We start from the raw sequence: 15,361 nt of genomic DNA on the forward strand, positions 1-15,361 counted from the left end.
TTCTAGTCGTAAGAAATTCACGAACTAGATTAGAATAATTATTTTCATGTTATTATTATAATAAACTATTATTTAAAATGAAAGAAATAAATCTTGTAAGAATAAAAAAAATATATTTGAATCATTTCCCCCTCGAAAAATCGGGTATTTTAGCCTGATTAACAGATAATCAATTTAAGAGAAAGCACGAAATATGTAACTTGGCAGAATAATAATGAAAGCTTCGATTTGATAATTTGAAATCATGGAGATGATGTCTAAATGAGAAAAGTCATTTTAAAAATGAATGTCAGTCTTGATGGATTTGTTGCAAAACCGACTGGAGACTTAGACTGGATTTCGTATTCACCGAAACCATGCTGGAAATTGGATGGAAGCCGTTTTGGGATGAATGCATTTAGTAGAAGCTTCCATAAGCGTAATGGTATGCGTTGAGCGAGTCAAAAAAATCACAAATCTCATGACGGAGAGAAAATATAAATAACTAGTTACATAAACTTTACAAAAATTAACAAAAAAAGCATTGAATAAGTAAGTGGAAAAAATTATCATATTTATAGACTGACGGTCGGTCTATCTATATAAATGGGGGAACAATCATGAAAAAATATAAAAGTCCAGAAGAGCGAAAAAATGACATTTTAAATGCCGCAGAAATGTTATTTATCACAAAAGGTTATGCAAAAACGACAATCAATGACATCTTAACAGATGTTGGAATTGCGAAAGGTACATTTTATTACTACTTCCAGTCGAAAGAACAATTAATGGATGTCATTGTTGAACGTTTTATTGATGCAGGAGTAAAAGCAGCAAAAGGAATTGCTGAAAATCCGGATTTAAAAGCACCGGAGAAAATATTCCAGATTCTTATGGCTCAAAATGCCGATACAGGGAAAAAGGAGGGGATGATTGAACAATTACATCAAGTGAACAATGCAGAAATGCATCAAAAAAGTATTGTTGAGACAATTCTTCAGTTAACGCCTATTTTAACAGAAGTCATTGAACAGGGAATTGAGGAAGGGTCGTTTCAAACGCCTTATCCTAAAGAAACGATTGAATTTTTATTAGTCTCATCCCAGTTTTTGTTCGATGAAGGGATTTTCAACTGGGAGTCTGAAGAGATCATTCAGAAAGCGAAGGCGTTCACACATATAGTTGAAATGACGTTAGGTGCGAAAAAAGGGAGCTTCGGATATATTGAGGAAATGTTCAGTTAGATGGCAAATCATTAGAACAAACGATAACAGGAATGAATATTTCAGAACAGGCAGCTGTTCGAATAACTACCTTTTGAAAGATGATAAATGACCGGCATCTATAAATCTAGAAAAATATGACGAATAAGCTTCTAAAAATCATGTTGAAATGTCCTGCTAAATGTTGGAGGCTCCGCCCCCTTCACATACAGAGAGGAGACTACAATGGAAAACATCATTGTTGTAAATGATTTTATGAAAACGTACGGAAGTTTCACCGCGGTAGACAATGTTTCGTTTGAAGTTGAAAAAGGGAGTATTTTTGGTTTTTTAGGTCCAAATGGAGCTGGAAAAAGTACGACCATTAACACACTGTGTACGATTACACATAAAACGTCTGGCACATTATTGATCGATGGGAAAGATGTTGATAGGCAAAAAGAGAAAGTTAGAAAGATTATCGGAGTCGTATTTCAAGAATCGACGCTCGATTATAACATGACAATCGAGAAAAATTTAAAGATGCATGGCCATTTTTATCAAATCCCTCGGCGGCTCATGGATGAAAGAATAATGACTGCATTACGGATCGTTGATTTACTGGAATGGAAAAAGAAACTCGTTAGTAGATTATCCGGGGGGATGAAGAGAAGAGTAGAAATAGCGAGATGTCTCTTACATGAACCAAAGGTGTTATTTTTAGATGAACCGACTACAGGGTTAGACCCACAGACGAGAGCAAATATTTGGGATTACTTGTTGAAGCTGCAAAGAGAAAAAAATGTAACGATCTTTTTAACGACTCATTATATGGATGAAGCTGAAATTTGTAACCGTGTAGCAGTGATGGATTCAGGGAAGATTATCGCATTTGATGAACCAAACGTTTTAAAAAATAAATATACAAAAGACGTTGTACACATCACAACGATGAAAGAAAACAGCTTAGAAGCATTATTAGCTAAACATGAAATGATTTATACGAAAAACAAGGAATTAGGAAGCTTCACTATCAAGGTGAATGAGTTATCACGACTGCTGAAGATTCTTCATGAACATTCATCATTTATTATCGACATCGAAATTAAAAAAGGAACATTGAATGATGTCTTTCTAGAAATAACCGGAAGAGACATTAGGGGGTAGTTTTACGATGCGGATCATCACTGCCTTATGGTTAAGAAACGTAAAGTTGTTTTTCAGAAATCGCGTTCAACTTATTTTACTCATGATTATGCCGTTCTTTTATTTGTATCTATTAAGTACGATTTTTGTAAGTGTATATATTAGTAATCCCATTCACTATATATTAGCGGGAATTGTCATTATCGTTGTATTTCAAACTTCGATGAATATAGCAACTTCTACGATCGAGGATATTGTGTCTGGCTATATGAAAGAAGTGCTAGTCAGTCCAGTTAAAAGAATTCAAATTGCCCTTGGACAAATATTCGCGTCAACAACGATTGCTACTCTTCAAGGTGTGCTCATCTTAATCATTGGCTATTTTATCGGCATGACTTATCGATCTCCCCTTACACCGATTGCGATCTTCGTCTTTATGTTTTTTGTTGGACTTGTCTTTTCTGCATTTGGCTTGTTTTTAGCAACTTCAATAAAGAATCATCAAACTTTTCAAGTTTTTTCAGTCGCGGTTACGACGCCAATTACATTTCTATGTGGTGTTTATATACCTATTAGCCTTCTACCTGATGCGTTACAGTTTGCTGCATTATTCAACCCAATGACTTATGCTGCATCGTTTTTTAGAACGCTTAGTTTAGAAAAAATGTCGCTGTCGACCGACGAATTAGTTTCAGAGCAACTAGCGTATCAAATTAACAATATAGTGATTACCCCGCAATTAAGTCTCTTCATTATTTCTTTATTTGGATTATTGTTTTTACTTCTTGCAACTGTTGCATTTTCAAAAGTCGATTTCTTAAAGATCGACCGTTCAAGTACGAAAAAAGATATTTTTCAACAATAGTCTAGTTAGAAACGAGGGGCTAGTGAAATGTTATTGAAAATGTTACTAAATGATTTACGAAGGAATAAACGGATTTCAATCATATTATTTATTTTTATGATGCTCTCAGCTCTGCTTATTGCTAGTGGTTCAAGTATGATCATCAAATTAGTTGATTCGATGGAACAATTATTTACGAAAGCGGACGCCCCTCATTATGTTCAAATGCATGCAGGTGAATTGGATCAAGTTGCAATAAATGAGTGGTCAGATGAACATCCTCTTGTCGATAAACGACAAATCGTAGAGATGGTGAATATTGACCGTACAAACCTTATGTTTGGGGCTAGCCGTGAACCTCAAGTAAGTAGTGTGATGGACATTAGTTTCGTCAAGCAAAATGAAACTTTTGATTTTTTATTAGATTTGAACAATGAAATCGTTCAAGTAGAGGATGGGGCAGTAGGTGTCCCGATCTATTATAAACAGAACGATCTTATACAGCTCGGTGATCACGTGACAGTTTCGACTGAGGAGATTGAAATGGACTTTACAGTCACTCATTTTTTACGTGATTCACTTATGAACCCTTCGATCGTTCATTCTAAACGATTTTTAGTAAGTGATGCTGACTATGAAGTACTCTCCGAAAACATCGGAACATCGGAGTATTTGATTGAATTTCAACTTTATGATCTAGATAAAATGAGTGAGTTTAGCCAATCGTATCAATCTTCGAATTTAGCGAGTCAAGGACCAGCAATTGATTATTCAATGTTTAAAGTGTTAAATGCGTTAACAAATGGTATTATTGCCCTTGTCGTTATCGTCGTTAGTTTGTTACTTATGATCATTGCAATTTTATGTTTACGCCTGACGATTATAGCTACATTGGAAGAAGAATATCGTGAGATCGGTGTAATGAAAGCAATTGGTATAAGTGAAACATTTATAAAACGAATCTATTTAATGAAGTACATCGTCATAGCTGGTGCAGCATCAATAATCGGTTATCTATTGTCAATGGTTGTCACACCGTTATTTAGTGAGAATATGTTGATTTATTTAGGATTAGCACCGAAGAGTCTTCTTGAAATGGTCGTGCCGTTCATAGCTGTTATCTTCATATTTTTAATTGTTATATTTATTTGCCGTATGACATTACGTAAGTTTGATCAAATTACGGCTATTCAAGCACTCAGGACTGCAGAATATGGTGAAATGAAAAAGAAGAGCTATGTTTTACCGCTACGAAAGTTTCATTCATTGCCTATTCATTTATCAATTGGATTAAAGGATCTTTTCAGCAGGATCAAAATGTATGCTATATTATTTATCATTTTCGTCATCGCTACTTTTGCAACGATTGTTCCTGTAAACTTTCTTAATACGATACAGTCACCTAGCTTTATTAGTTATATGGGGATTGGTCAAAGTGATATCCGAATTGACTTCCAACAATCATCAGACATTGTTACACGATTTAATGACAGTGTCGAATATTTAAAAAATGACCGTGACGTTACTAAATTTGCTCCTTTCGTTACGAGTCAGTTTAAACTGTTGAGTGATGAAGGATCTTTGGAAAATATCGATGTAGAGACAGGGGATATGTCGATCTTTCCTTTAGAATATGTAGATGGAAATGCTCCTGAAAATCCAAATGAAATAGCACTCTCGTATTTGAATAGCCGAGAACTAGATAAAGATGTAGGAGAGACGATACACTTACTCATAGAAGATGAGTTACAGGAGTTGGTCGTTACAGGAATTTATCAAGATGTGACGAACGGAGGTCGAACAGCGAAAGCAACATTCCCTTCTAATTATGAAGATGTTCTTTGGTATGTGATTAGTTTAGATGTAAACCGTCATGTAAGTGTAAGTGAGAAGGTTGAGGAATACTCAGACATTTTCTACCCGGCTAAAGTTACTCATTTAGAAGGATATTTAGCTGAGACCTTTGGGGAGACAGTTGAACAGTTAAGACTATTAACGGTTGCTACAATCGTAGTTTCAATCATCATATCGATCCTCATTACGTCATTGTTTATGAAAATGTTAATAGCAAAAGACGATTATTCTATTGCGATTTTAAAAAGTATTGGCTTTTCTAAAAAGGATTTACAAGTACAATATGTGACGAAAATATTGATTGTGCTAGGAACGGCAATTGCAGTTGGAACGGTCTTAGCAAATACAGTAGGTGAACAGTTCGTAAGTGCTTTATGGTCTTTTATGGGCACTTCAAATATTGCTTTTGTCATAGACCCTGTTCAAGCTTATATTTTGTGCCCGCTTATGCTCGTAGCAAGTGTGACAGTTACAACGATCATGAGTACTGCTTCCTTAAATAAAATTAGCATTGTACAAAGGAATGCAGAATAGATAGGAGCGGAGAAGATGGCGATACTAGATGTGAAAAATTTAACGAAAATGTACGGTGTAAAGAACATCATATTAAAAAACGTAAATTTGCAAATGGAGCAAGGTGAATTTATATCAGTTATGGGTCCTTCAGGGTCTGGGAAATCGACATTACTCTATAACATTAGCGGTATGGATAAAATGACAGAAGGAAGTGTGTTACTAGACGGACAAGATTTAGGCTCTTTATCTGAAAAGGAGCTAGCACACTTGCGGTTATTAAAGATCGGATTCATCTTTCAGCAAATGCACCTTTTAAAACATTTATCGATAATCGATAATATTATCCTATCTGCTTATTTAGCGAATAAACACCGTAGGGAGAAAATAAATGAAAAAGCGACTCAACTAATGAGAAAAACAGGCATCATTCAACTTGCTGATCGTCATGTTACACAAGCTTCTGGAGGGCAATTACAAAGGGTGGCGATCTGTCGAGCGTTAATGAATGACCCAAAAATTATTTTTGGCGATGAACCTACAGGTGCATTAAATTCAACAAGTGCAGCAGAAGTTATGAATCTTTTAGTAGAGATTAACGAGCAAGGAACAGCCATTTTATTAGTGACTCACGACGTGAAAGTTGCCGCAAAAACAGAGCGTGTCCTGTATATGGTAGATGGAACGATTGTCGGAGAAAAGAAGATTGGAAAATATGATAAGAGTAAAAAAAATGAAAGTCAATTAAGAGAAGAGAAACTTTCCCAATGGTTACTAAAAAGAGGATTTTAACTCATTGGCTGAAAGTATGTCTGATTTTTACAATGAATCGTTAAAGTTTCCATGTAAAGTTAAATTACATTCATAATCAGAAAGGATGATTGAGTTGGAACCGATTTTAAGAGACTTATGTAAGTCACAAGTTGGCTGTGAAGAAAAATTTATCGAAGATTGGCATGCATATAATTATACTGTCGGCGGAAAAATGTTTGCGATTATCGGCAAGGACAAGCATAAGAAGCCGATTATTTCATTGAAATGTGATCCCGGAAAGTCTGAGGAACTTCGAAGAGAATATGAAGCGGTTAATCCAGGCTACTATTTAAATAAAACCCATTGGAATTCGATTTACTATAATGATGATGAAATAGATGTTGATTTCATCAGTCATCTCATTGATGAATCTTACTCGTTAGTTTTTCAATCACTGTCAAAGAAAAAACAAAAGGAGTTTAAAGGCTGATCAGGTGCTGTTACTCGGGGCAGCGACCAACTTAAGCCCCGGGTTTTATCCACGTACATAATGTCCTTTTCTATTCAATTTTCCTCAACTCTTTTCAATGAATTCAATCTCTTTTCATTTTCCCAAAGCTCCACATCTACATTCTGTTTTATTCTTTCCAAAAAGAGAAAAATGAACTTATAATGGTTAAAAATGATCATTGCTAGATATTCAAGGAGGGCGAAGAAATGGATAAGTAATCGGAAAATAGGGTTAAATTTAACTGTGTAGGAGATGAAAAGGATATGACTGTTCAAAGCATATTAAATGAAATTGTGAAAGAGCTAAAAGAAGTACCTGGCATTGTCGGAGTCGTATTAGGCGGTTCTAGAGCAAGAGGAAACCACCATACAGATTCTGATATTGATATCGGGATTTATTATGATGAATCACTAGGTTTTGACGTTCACGCAGTTAACGCAGTTGCGACCAAATTGGATGATGAACAAAGGGAGAACCTAGTTACATCTTTAGGAGAGTGGGGTGACTGGATAAATGGTGGCGGTTGGCTTCTCATTCAAGGATATCATGTTGACTTCCTATTCCGAGATATTAATAGTGTGGAACAAGTCATTGATGAATGTTTATTAGGCAAGGTTTCAACTCATTACCACGCAGGTCATCCGCATGCCTATGTGAATGTTATGTATATGGGTGAAATTTCTGTATGTAAAGTATTACTTGATCGTGACGAGCAAATTACCCGATTAAAATCGAAAACGCACCCATATCCAAAGCCTTTAAAAGATGCAATAATCGGCTACTTTATGTTCGAGGCTTCGTTCTCGCTCATGTTTGCCAAGGATAATGTTAATAAAGATGATCTTTCTTATGTTTCAGGTCACTGTTTTCGATCGATCTCATGCTTAAATCAAGTCATCTTCGCAATGAATGAAAAGTATTGCATCAATGAAAAGAAAGCCGTCCGGATGATCGAAGCCTTTGATCAAAAGCCAACCGATTACAAAAGAAGGATCGATGAAATAGTTACCTCAATTTCGTCAAATGTAGACAGCACAAAACAAGGCATTGAAAAACTAGAAAGTCTGCTATCTGAAACGGAAAGGTTACTACGTTAAGCAAGACTAGGTTCTATTAGCGAAAACTAAAATAACAGGATAACAATAATCGTACAAAGGTAACCGGCTAATTATAGGTCGGTTACCTTTGTACTCGTTTAGGAAACTATAGATTTAGATCTTGTGGATAAGTTCTCGAAATAGTTGTTACGTCTAGCTCAGCGCCTACTCGCTCGAGGTCACTTCGCCCTGTCAATTGAAGTCTAAGATCGGACTTCTTCTTGCCAGGCCTCCAGTGCTTGTCGCTCGTGTGCAAGGCGCTTGCGCTTTTGTTCATTCGTTTTTCTGTTCTACATTCTTTGTATGATTTTGAGTAGTTGCCCTGCCACATCATTCGTTTTATAACGATCTACGTTAACTGCTGTTCGGCAAACTCCCGATAAAGGTCGTGAGATTGGACGAGCTCTTGATGTGTACCGATTCCAGTAATTTGTCCGGCCTCAATAAAAATGATTTTATTGGCGTTGACGATCGTTGATAGCCTGTGTGCGATGACAAAGGTTGTTCGTCCTTCCATTAGGCGTGCTAACGCTTGCTGCACGATCCCTTCTGATTGACTGTCAAGGCTAGCTGTTGCTTCATCCATCATTAATATTTTTGGGTCTCTTAAAAATGCCCGGGCAATCGCGATCCGTTGTCTTTGACCGCCGGAAAGCTTCACACCTCGCTCCCCAACTTCTGTATCGAGACCTTTCGGAAATTCTTTGATGAACTGATCAGCATAGGCCATTTTCGCAACTTCCCAAAGGCGATCATCCGTAATATCTTCACGATCTTCTAATCCATAACAAAGATTTTCGCGTATCGTACCGACCATCATAGGACTGTCTTGTGATACATAACCTATTTGGCTTCTCCAACTATTCATAGATAGTTCTATTATTGGCGTCTCTCCAATAAAAATTTCTCCAGAACTAGGTTCATAAAACCGTTCAAGTAATCCAAACATCGTCGTCTTTCCACCACCGCTCGGACCAGCAAAAGCGACCATCATTCCTGGCTCGACGTCAAAGGAGATTTGTTTTAAGACTGGTTCTTCCTCACTGTAGGAAAAAGATACGTTGTTTACATGAACGGCCTGATTAGAAATATCCATTTCTATTCCTTCTTGTCCGGCTTCAACATCAATTTTTAAAATATCAATGATTCGTTCTGTTGCACCTTTCGATTTTTGAAGCTGAGTGAAAAACATCGTAAAGGTAGTGATCGGAAAAATAATTTGGAAAAGGTAAAGTAAAAAGGCAACGAGTGAGCCTGTCGTCATCGTACCATCCGCTACTCGGATCCCCCCGTAACCAATAATGACGACAATTACGACCATGACGACTAAATACATAAGTGGTGCAATAAGAGCAAATATTCGTCCTTCTCTTAAACCATAAGAAAATAGCTTATCAATCCCAGTTATTCCTTTCGTTTCTTCCGTTCTTTCCGCATTGGAAGCTTTCATTAACCGAATTTCACTAAGTGTTTGTTGAACATTTCCTGTGAATCGGGCAGTTTCATCCTGCAGTCCGCGGGAGATCTTTGACATTCTGCTTCCGAGTGGAATCATAAAAAGGACGGTGATCGGAACAGCAATAAGCATTAACAACGTCATTTTCCAATCCATAATAAACAAAATAATGACAGCACCGATAATCGTAATGATCCCGCTAATAAATTGTGGGAAGTGCTGAGAGATTAAGTCTTTTACAATTCCAGTATCATTCACGACACGGCTGACTGTCTCTCCGCTCGTATTTTTGTCAAAGTAACGAACAGGCAAGCGTAAAAGTTTAAACCACATTTTTTCTCGCAGACGAGCAACAATTTTTTGTCCGACATAGGCGAGTGCATACATCGATATCCCGTCAGTGACTGCTTGTAAAATAAATACGATAATGATGATCACGATTAACATTGTATTTAACGATTCTAACGAAAAGCCATCGACCATTTCCCTTGTCAGTAATGGAATGGTGAGCCCTACGAGTGTCGTTACAAGACTTCCGATAAGACCGATAGCTAAAGCAAGCTTCGGAATTTTCGTAGAGAGGATAAGGGAGAAAAATGGCTTTAACGTATTTTTTTGATCAGTTTCCATTGTCATTAGCACCTACTTCTTTATATTTTATTGTCCATCCTTTGCATTTTCCTTCGCGTACATAACTGCTGCCGTGTATAAAAAATAGCTTAATCCTTCCTGCATATTTTCAAGTATGTCTCGATGGAAGTCATCGTCTACAAAAAATTGGGCTTCTGCTACAAATGCGTTCGCATCCATGTTTATCAAATTTTCATCAATGTACGAAATATGTTGTTCCAGTAATTGCTGAACTCGTTTATCATTGGGCTTTAAACGACGCCGATACGTACTTGCCAACTCTCTCATGAAAAACTCTGGCTCCCCTGCCAGTTCATTTAATTCGGTCGCATTTATCTCACTACCATCCTGTTCTAAGTCAAAATTATAATTAATTTTAAGATAAACATTATGTTCAGCTAACGCTTCCTGCCATTCGGTCTTCGATAAACCGTTAAACATTTTCAATTGATCCATCTCTTCTCCAGCTTCAGCAGCTATGATCGATTCTTCAATTGTTTCTAGAAGACCGTTTGTTCTCTCAATCCGTTGTTGTAAAAGCCTTTTCTGTTTTTGTAAACAATCGATCCTGCTTTGGTCATTGGACAAAACTTGTTTGATTTCTCCTAAAGAAATATCTAACTCACGGTAAAACAAAATTTGCTGAAGCTTTTCTAATCCTTTCATACTGTATAGCCGATAACCAGCCTCAGTCACTTCACACGGTTCGAGTAACCCGATTTTATGGTAATGATAAAGTGTTTTAATCGTAACACCTGCATATGAAGCCACTTCTCTCACTGTGTAATACATGCATGATCATCTCCTTGAATTATACGATAAACCCTTCCGTAAGGTTAGTGTCAACTACATTTCTTACATTCATCGCAGTTTAAAAATCAGTGAGTTATGATTTTCCGTGAAAAAAGTGCAACTTTTTATAGTTTTGTCCGTTGTTAAAGTAAAGGTGCAGCAGAGAGAGAGGAGAAGTCGGGTGACGAATGATCATATTAAAGCAAAGATCAATGATTGGTACCACCATTATAGCAACGATATTTATCAATATATTTTTTTTATGATCTACAATCATGACGAAGCGAAAGATTTAACCCAAGATACATTTATTCGTGCTTACAGTCATTTCAATCAATTTGACGGGGAAAATGTAAAGGGATGGCTGTTTCGTATTGCACGGAACTTAACGATTGACCATATACGGAAAGCAAAGGGACTAGGTATGTTAACAAAAATAGTAGCATCCAATGACGAGACGAGCGAATCGCCTGAACAAATAGTCATACTAAATGAAAGTGAAAGAGAGTTATATAGGGGGTTATATCATCTTAAATCGAATTATCGCGATGTGATTGTTTTAAGGAAAATTCAAGGATTTTCGATTAAAGAAACGGCGAGTATACTTGGCTGGAGTTCAAGTAAAGTGAAATCAACGTTACTTAGAGGGTTAAAAGAGTTAAAGAAGCAAATGGTTAAGGAGGGGTACATTCATGAATCGGTTTGAGGATACCCGTGAATTTGACGAGGAATTTCATTCATTAAGTAGAAAAATCACGCTTAAGGATAAGGAGAAAAAAGACATTCTTCATCAAGTGAACGAAAAGATGGATGACCACTCATTAAAGGTTAAAAGGAAGGAGCACCGAAGTTATTATCCTTATTATGCAGCCTATGCGACAGCTATTCTACTGCTAGTTATTATATTTTCGCCAACGATTATTCAACTTTCAGAGCAGACAGGGTTCAATCTAAGCCAAATTGAAAACATACGTACACCGGACGTGTCGATCACGATGCTCATACCGCTATTTATCCTTCTATTATTTAGTGTACCAGGGTTTATATGCTTTTATTATGCATTTAAACCACATCAACATGATGACGATTCTTTTCTTGATTTATTTGGCTATGAAACCATTTTAACACTCATCTTTATGTTTCTATTATGGGTTTGCAAAAAGATATTACCGAAAAACCTATATGTAACTATGTTTCGAATAATCGTAATTTGTATTGGCATCGTGATCTTTTATCTCATCTTCATTTTTTGGATGCAACTCAACTAAATTGTGCAAAGTTCGATTCATGACTTGGTTGGAACAAGGCACCATCATTTCTTAGTTCGCTTCAACTTGCTGATAATCTGATTTGTTAAAAAACCATAAATAATATTTTCGCGATAAATAAAACGTGAGGAATAGAGTAGTCCATGTCCAATACCATCGCCAATGAATGTATTTAATTAACTGTGTATTCCTTTCGAGAACGAATTCGATTGCTGTGATAATTGATGTATACAACACATAGTAGCCAAATTGAAAAACTTTCTTTGTTTGCTTAGGAAAACATAAATTAAAAATGACACATAAAGCAGGGTAAATGTAGTATTCAAACGAGAAACTTGTTTTTATCGCTTTAGAGAATTCTCGATATGGGTACTTAATAAAGCCCTTTTGGACGACGATGATTCCAAAGATCCAGGTTAGTAGTTGCTTAAAAAGAAAAACAACCGACGCTTCCCTTATTCGATTTTTTGGTACAAAAATGAGCAGAGCAATTGAACAAATGATCCATGCAATAATGAGTATTTTCTTTTCTAGTTTCAATTCGATCACCTCATTGTCGTTTTTTAGAGTGTGTTGAGGTTATCCATAATAAATGTCAGTCTTGAGCATACTTCCCCAGCAGTTAAGACTGTTTACAGTACTAGTTGTTTTACGCATGTCTTATGTAATAATAATGCCACCTCAATAAAGGAAAGATGAGCAAATAAAACATGAAGGAATATGATAACTTCCAGCCTGTATAGTGTAAATAACCGCAATAAACCGTTGTCCATTCAAAAAATGTCGAAAAAATCGCCCAAGCAACCCAATATGGAATAAAGCGAGAAAATTGATAGGGCATGTAATTTAAAAAGATAATTGCGAACAGTGGCGCTGTAAACAGTTTAATCGTTAAAGGACCGATGTCGACTTCGGTAGAGCTACCAAAGTAATATAACCCTAATAGTAGACCTAAATATAGATCAACGACAATTTCAAGAAATGACATACTAATCCAAATAATATACATGTCCCGTCTTTTATAATGTTTAGGCATGAACCAAATGATGATAATTAGAATAGAAATGACGATTATCATATATTGCACTTTGAGTAAGCACCTTTCGATAAATCATAATTGCTTATGTATTTTCCGCTGTTTGCGTTAAATTATGTATGATAGTGAACGATCTTTAAAACTAGATGTTTAAACATCATATAGAATCAATATGATTATGAGGATGCAAGCATGTTAAGAAACTCCTGCCATGAATGGGGAGGTTTGATGTATTTGAAAGGGAATATGAAATAGCACAACGTTCTTACGATCTTAATTATTTGAAGATTGGATTACTCAACTTTTGCAACACCTAATGCAAGCTGTTCCCAAAGGATTTTCTCGACTTTCTCAACTAACTCACCTTGGCATTCTATAACTAAAATGACCTCAGCTTTTTTACCCCTTACTATTCTCTTTTTTTTATGTATCACTTTATAAATGATGTAATCAATCATAAATCCGAACAGAAAACCGACGCCACCTCCTATTAGTCCCCAAAAAATTGGCCCCCATTCTAATCCAAAGCCTATTGTGGCAAATAGAATTGATAAAGCTGTTCCAATTGCTGCTCCTTTATCAAATAAACTGACTCCATCTGCACGGTGAAGAGTATCAAACAATTTTCTTTCTTCATCTCGATTATTTAATGGAACAGCAAGAATATTCTCTTTTTTTATTCCTAATTGTTCCAGTGATGTAATCACTAATTCAAGATATGTTGAATGTTCGAAGGTTGAAAAAATTTGCACGTTTTTCACCTCATTCTCTAATTGGAATTTTGACTCTGAAATGTTGAAATTTTCCCTTTAGAAATTTTCTTTGTTCACTTTCAAAGAGTTTGTTATTTTCCACTGTATTAACATAGGAGTCATAAACTGAAAATCCAATTAGTGATGGAATAAACAGAAACCATTGTGGGTTTAGCGTTTGTGTTGCTTGTTTAATATCTTTTAGAAATAGAACATGAACAGCAACAAGAATATTTGAAAAATAAACAAATAGAATCATAAAACCTAAAGCGAAGATACCGGTAATAATTCGATGAACATATAGTTGCCCTAATCCTGGCATAAGGAATGACCATACTACTGCCATCGCAGGATTCCGTTTATCTAAGTAGTTAATTTCTAATGCTCCAATACTATACGAACTAATATCCGCATTTTCTCGTTCGGCTAGGATAAATACTTTATTCATGTCAACTGTTGTTCGATAGCTATCCCAAATTGAAAAAAAATAGACAGGCAAATATAAAAGCATCCACCTCGGTTCGATAATCTCTTTAGCCATTCCGAAATTCCCAGTAAATGAATAGATGATCGCAAGATTAATTTTAGCCATATTGTTAATAAGAATTTCCCATATAAACAGAGAATAGCCTCTTAAATACTTGGATAAAAGAAGGTGACCAAAGCCAGGAAATGCAGCTGACCACCAAGCAATGACATAAGGATTTCGTAAATGTAATTGAGTCGTACCTAAAAGACTTACATGTGCTTTAAAACGCCGTTCTCTATTCGTTGGGGTGAAATTGTTCATCTTGTACTCCTTTCCTTGTACCCGAGAGTATCAAAGTATTTTGTCATGCAAATGATCACCATTTCAAATATCAAAATTCCTGTCTCCGTTTAATAATTTCCTAAAGGTGTTAGTTTTAATTGCTATGTAAATGTCTCATTTCAACTGGAATATGAACAGGGACCTCGAACCACCAAATGACAGCAGAAGCGACGATCACTGTTAAAAGATAAGTTAATAAAGGGTGTGTATGGTGTAGTCTAATAAGAGGAAACATGACAAACAAGAATGCAATTGACCACCAGAATGACCAACCATATTGATATTCAATTCTTCCAGTTACACTGAAAACGTATTCCCAGACACCGTATATGAAAATCCATTTCAAAATTCGAATAATCTGCTTGTACAATCCCTCCGGATAATCATGAAGGAACATTAAAACGGTTGCTGGAAAAACGATAAATGTATACAACAGCTCTGTTAATGTATGATTTGAAATAAAGTCTGCATCTAACCGCCATAAAAAATAATTTGCAGTTAAGAAGTTGTATAGTAAGTTCCCAAGTGCGACATATAAAACAGTCGAATGATACGTTTTCCAATATTTCCATTCCCCACGAATGATCAGAGCGATGATGGCAATTAGTGAAGTAACTACATGCATGTTTTCGTATTCCTTTCATTTGCAAATTCACAATGTTAGCATTCAGTGTCTCCAAGGTTATGGAAATATATGTATTTTGTTTTCTGCCCTTT

General features: G+C 36.0%; 17 protein-coding genes. 10 read left to right on the top strand and 7 right to left on the bottom strand.

Annotation, left to right across the window (positions count from 1 at the left end; all coding sequences use genetic code 11):
• The first annotated feature begins 261 nt into the window (after window positions 1-261).
• The 8 genes from CD001_RS26355 (at window position 262) to CD001_RS08450 (ending at window position 7,899) form a co-directional block, all read left to right on the top strand.
• Window positions 262-435: a hypothetical protein gene (locus CD001_RS26355; RefSeq protein WP_179298667.1), complete on the top strand. Its 174-nt coding sequence runs from the start codon at window positions 262-264 to the stop codon at window positions 433-435.
• Between the two features lie 164 nt (window positions 436-599).
• Window positions 600-1,223: a TetR/AcrR family transcriptional regulator gene (locus CD001_RS08420; protein ID WP_096187075.1), complete on the top strand. Its 624-nt coding sequence runs from the start codon at window positions 600-602 to the stop codon at window positions 1,221-1,223.
• 204 nt (window positions 1,224-1,427) lie between these two features.
• Entirely contained in the window at window positions 1,428-2,348 is a 921-nt protein-coding gene (locus tag CD001_RS08425; protein ID WP_096187076.1) for an ABC transporter ATP-binding protein, read from the top strand.
• Window positions 2,349-2,355: 7 nt separating this feature from the next.
• Window positions 2,356-3,192 carry an ABC transporter permease gene (locus tag CD001_RS08430; RefSeq protein WP_096187077.1) on the top strand — a complete coding sequence of 279 codons (837 nt, stop codon included), beginning with the start codon at window positions 2,356-2,358 and terminating at the stop codon, window positions 3,190-3,192.
• A 27-nt stretch (window positions 3,193-3,219) separates the two neighbouring features.
• A complete protein-coding gene (locus CD001_RS08435) occupies window positions 3,220-5,559 on the top strand; it encodes an FtsX-like permease family protein (RefSeq protein ID WP_096187078.1) in 2,340 nt (779 codons plus the stop codon).
• 15 nt (window positions 5,560-5,574) lie between these two features.
• Window positions 5,575-6,330 (top strand): ABC transporter ATP-binding protein, encoded by a 756-nt coding sequence (locus tag CD001_RS08440; protein ID WP_096187079.1) that lies wholly within the window; start codon window positions 5,575-5,577, stop codon window positions 6,328-6,330.
• A gap of 94 nt (window positions 6,331-6,424) precedes the next feature.
• Window positions 6,425-6,781, top strand: coding sequence for an MmcQ/YjbR family DNA-binding protein (locus CD001_RS08445; RefSeq protein ID WP_257009750.1), 357 nt, complete (start codon window positions 6,425-6,427; stop codon window positions 6,779-6,781).
• Between the two features lie 284 nt (window positions 6,782-7,065).
• Complete coding sequence (locus CD001_RS08450) at window positions 7,066-7,899, top strand: nucleotidyltransferase domain-containing protein (RefSeq protein ID WP_096187081.1); 834 nt, start codon at window positions 7,066-7,068, stop codon at window positions 7,897-7,899.
• Window positions 7,900-8,248: 349 nt separating this feature from the next.
• Here CD001_RS08450 and CD001_RS08455 read toward each other — a convergent pair whose 3' ends face one another.
• Complete coding sequence (locus CD001_RS08455) at window positions 8,249-9,985, bottom strand: ABC transporter ATP-binding protein (RefSeq protein WP_096187082.1); 1,737 nt, start codon at window positions 9,983-9,985, stop codon at window positions 8,249-8,251.
• A gap of 27 nt (window positions 9,986-10,012) precedes the next feature.
• Entirely contained in the window at window positions 10,013-10,777 is a 765-nt protein-coding gene (locus CD001_RS08460) for a MerR family transcriptional regulator (protein WP_096187083.1), read from the bottom strand.
• Between the two features lie 181 nt (window positions 10,778-10,958).
• On the opposite strand from CD001_RS08460, the gene CD001_RS08465 reads away from it, so the two are divergent.
• Window positions 10,959-11,483 (top strand): RNA polymerase sigma factor, encoded by a 525-nt coding sequence (locus tag CD001_RS08465; RefSeq protein WP_179298668.1) that lies wholly within the window; start codon window positions 10,959-10,961, stop codon window positions 11,481-11,483.
• The gene (locus CD001_RS08470; RefSeq protein ID WP_096187084.1) at window positions 11,470-12,045 is read left to right on the top strand and encodes a hypothetical protein; all 576 of its coding nucleotides are present in this window, start codon (window positions 11,470-11,472) and stop codon (window positions 12,043-12,045) included. Before CD001_RS08465 ends, CD001_RS08470 begins: the two co-directional genes overlap by 14 nt.
• A 51-nt stretch (window positions 12,046-12,096) precedes the next feature.
• Here CD001_RS08470 and CD001_RS08475 read toward each other — a convergent pair whose 3' ends face one another.
• From CD001_RS08475 to CD001_RS08495, 5 genes are all read right to left on the bottom strand, one after another.
• Window positions 12,097-12,585 (bottom strand): CBO0543 family protein, encoded by a 489-nt coding sequence (locus CD001_RS08475; RefSeq protein WP_096187085.1) that lies wholly within the window; start codon window positions 12,583-12,585, stop codon window positions 12,097-12,099.
• 109 nt (window positions 12,586-12,694) lie between these two features.
• Entirely contained in the window at window positions 12,695-13,132 is a 438-nt protein-coding gene (locus CD001_RS08480) for a hypothetical protein (protein WP_096187086.1), read from the bottom strand.
• A gap of 242 nt (window positions 13,133-13,374) precedes the next feature.
• Window positions 13,375-13,833: a hypothetical protein gene (locus CD001_RS08485; protein ID WP_096187087.1), complete on the bottom strand. Its 459-nt coding sequence runs from the start codon at window positions 13,831-13,833 to the stop codon at window positions 13,375-13,377.
• 10 nt (window positions 13,834-13,843) lie between these two features.
• Window positions 13,844-14,623 carry a hypothetical protein gene (locus CD001_RS08490; RefSeq protein ID WP_096187088.1) on the bottom strand — a complete coding sequence of 260 codons (780 nt, stop codon included), beginning with the start codon at window positions 14,621-14,623 and terminating at the stop codon, window positions 13,844-13,846.
• Between the two features lie 115 nt (window positions 14,624-14,738).
• Entirely contained in the window at window positions 14,739-15,269 is a 531-nt protein-coding gene (locus CD001_RS08495) for a CBO0543 family protein (RefSeq protein ID WP_096187089.1), read from the bottom strand.
• Between the last annotated feature and the right edge of the window lie 92 nt (window positions 15,270-15,361).

The organism is Evansella halocellulosilytica, assembly GCF_002335745.1.
GTDB lineage: Bacteria > Bacillota > Bacilli > Bacillales > Salisediminibacteriaceae > Bacillus_CA > Bacillus_CA halocellulosilytica.

What these genes read in the sequence shown, in the direction of transcription:
- CD001_RS08455 (WP_096187082.1), bottom strand. Translation starts at nt 9,985, where the DNA reads ATGGAAACTGATCAAAAAAATACGTTAAAGCCATTTTTCTCCCTTATC.
- CD001_RS08425 (WP_096187076.1), top strand. Translation starts at nt 1,428, where the DNA reads ATGGAAAACATCATTGTTGTAAATGATTTTATGAAAACGTACGGAAGT.
- CD001_RS08490 (WP_096187088.1), bottom strand. Translation starts at nt 14,623, where the DNA reads ATGAACAATTTCACCCCAACGAATAGAGAACGGCGTTTTAAAGCACAT.
- CD001_RS08460 (WP_096187083.1), bottom strand. Translation starts at nt 10,777, where the DNA reads ATGTATTACACAGTGAGAGAAGTGGCTTCATATGCAGGTGTTACGATT.
- CD001_RS08440 (WP_096187079.1), top strand. Translation starts at nt 5,575, where the DNA reads ATGGCGATACTAGATGTGAAAAATTTAACGAAAATGTACGGTGTAAAG.
- CD001_RS08435 (WP_096187078.1), top strand. Translation starts at nt 3,220, where the DNA reads ATGTTATTGAAAATGTTACTAAATGATTTACGAAGGAATAAACGGATT.
- CD001_RS08430 (WP_096187077.1), top strand. Translation starts at nt 2,356, where the DNA reads ATGCGGATCATCACTGCCTTATGGTTAAGAAACGTAAAGTTGTTTTTC.
- CD001_RS08420 (WP_096187075.1), top strand. Translation starts at nt 600, where the DNA reads ATGAAAAAATATAAAAGTCCAGAAGAGCGAAAAAATGACATTTTAAAT.
- CD001_RS26355 (WP_179298667.1), top strand. Translation starts at nt 262, where the DNA reads ATGAGAAAAGTCATTTTAAAAATGAATGTCAGTCTTGATGGATTTGTT.
- CD001_RS08450 (WP_096187081.1), top strand. Translation starts at nt 7,066, where the DNA reads ATGACTGTTCAAAGCATATTAAATGAAATTGTGAAAGAGCTAAAAGAA.
- CD001_RS08495 (WP_096187089.1), bottom strand. Translation starts at nt 15,269, where the DNA reads ATGCATGTAGTTACTTCACTAATTGCCATCATCGCTCTGATCATTCGT.
- CD001_RS08470 (WP_096187084.1), top strand. Translation starts at nt 11,470, where the DNA reads ATGAATCGGTTTGAGGATACCCGTGAATTTGACGAGGAATTTCATTCA.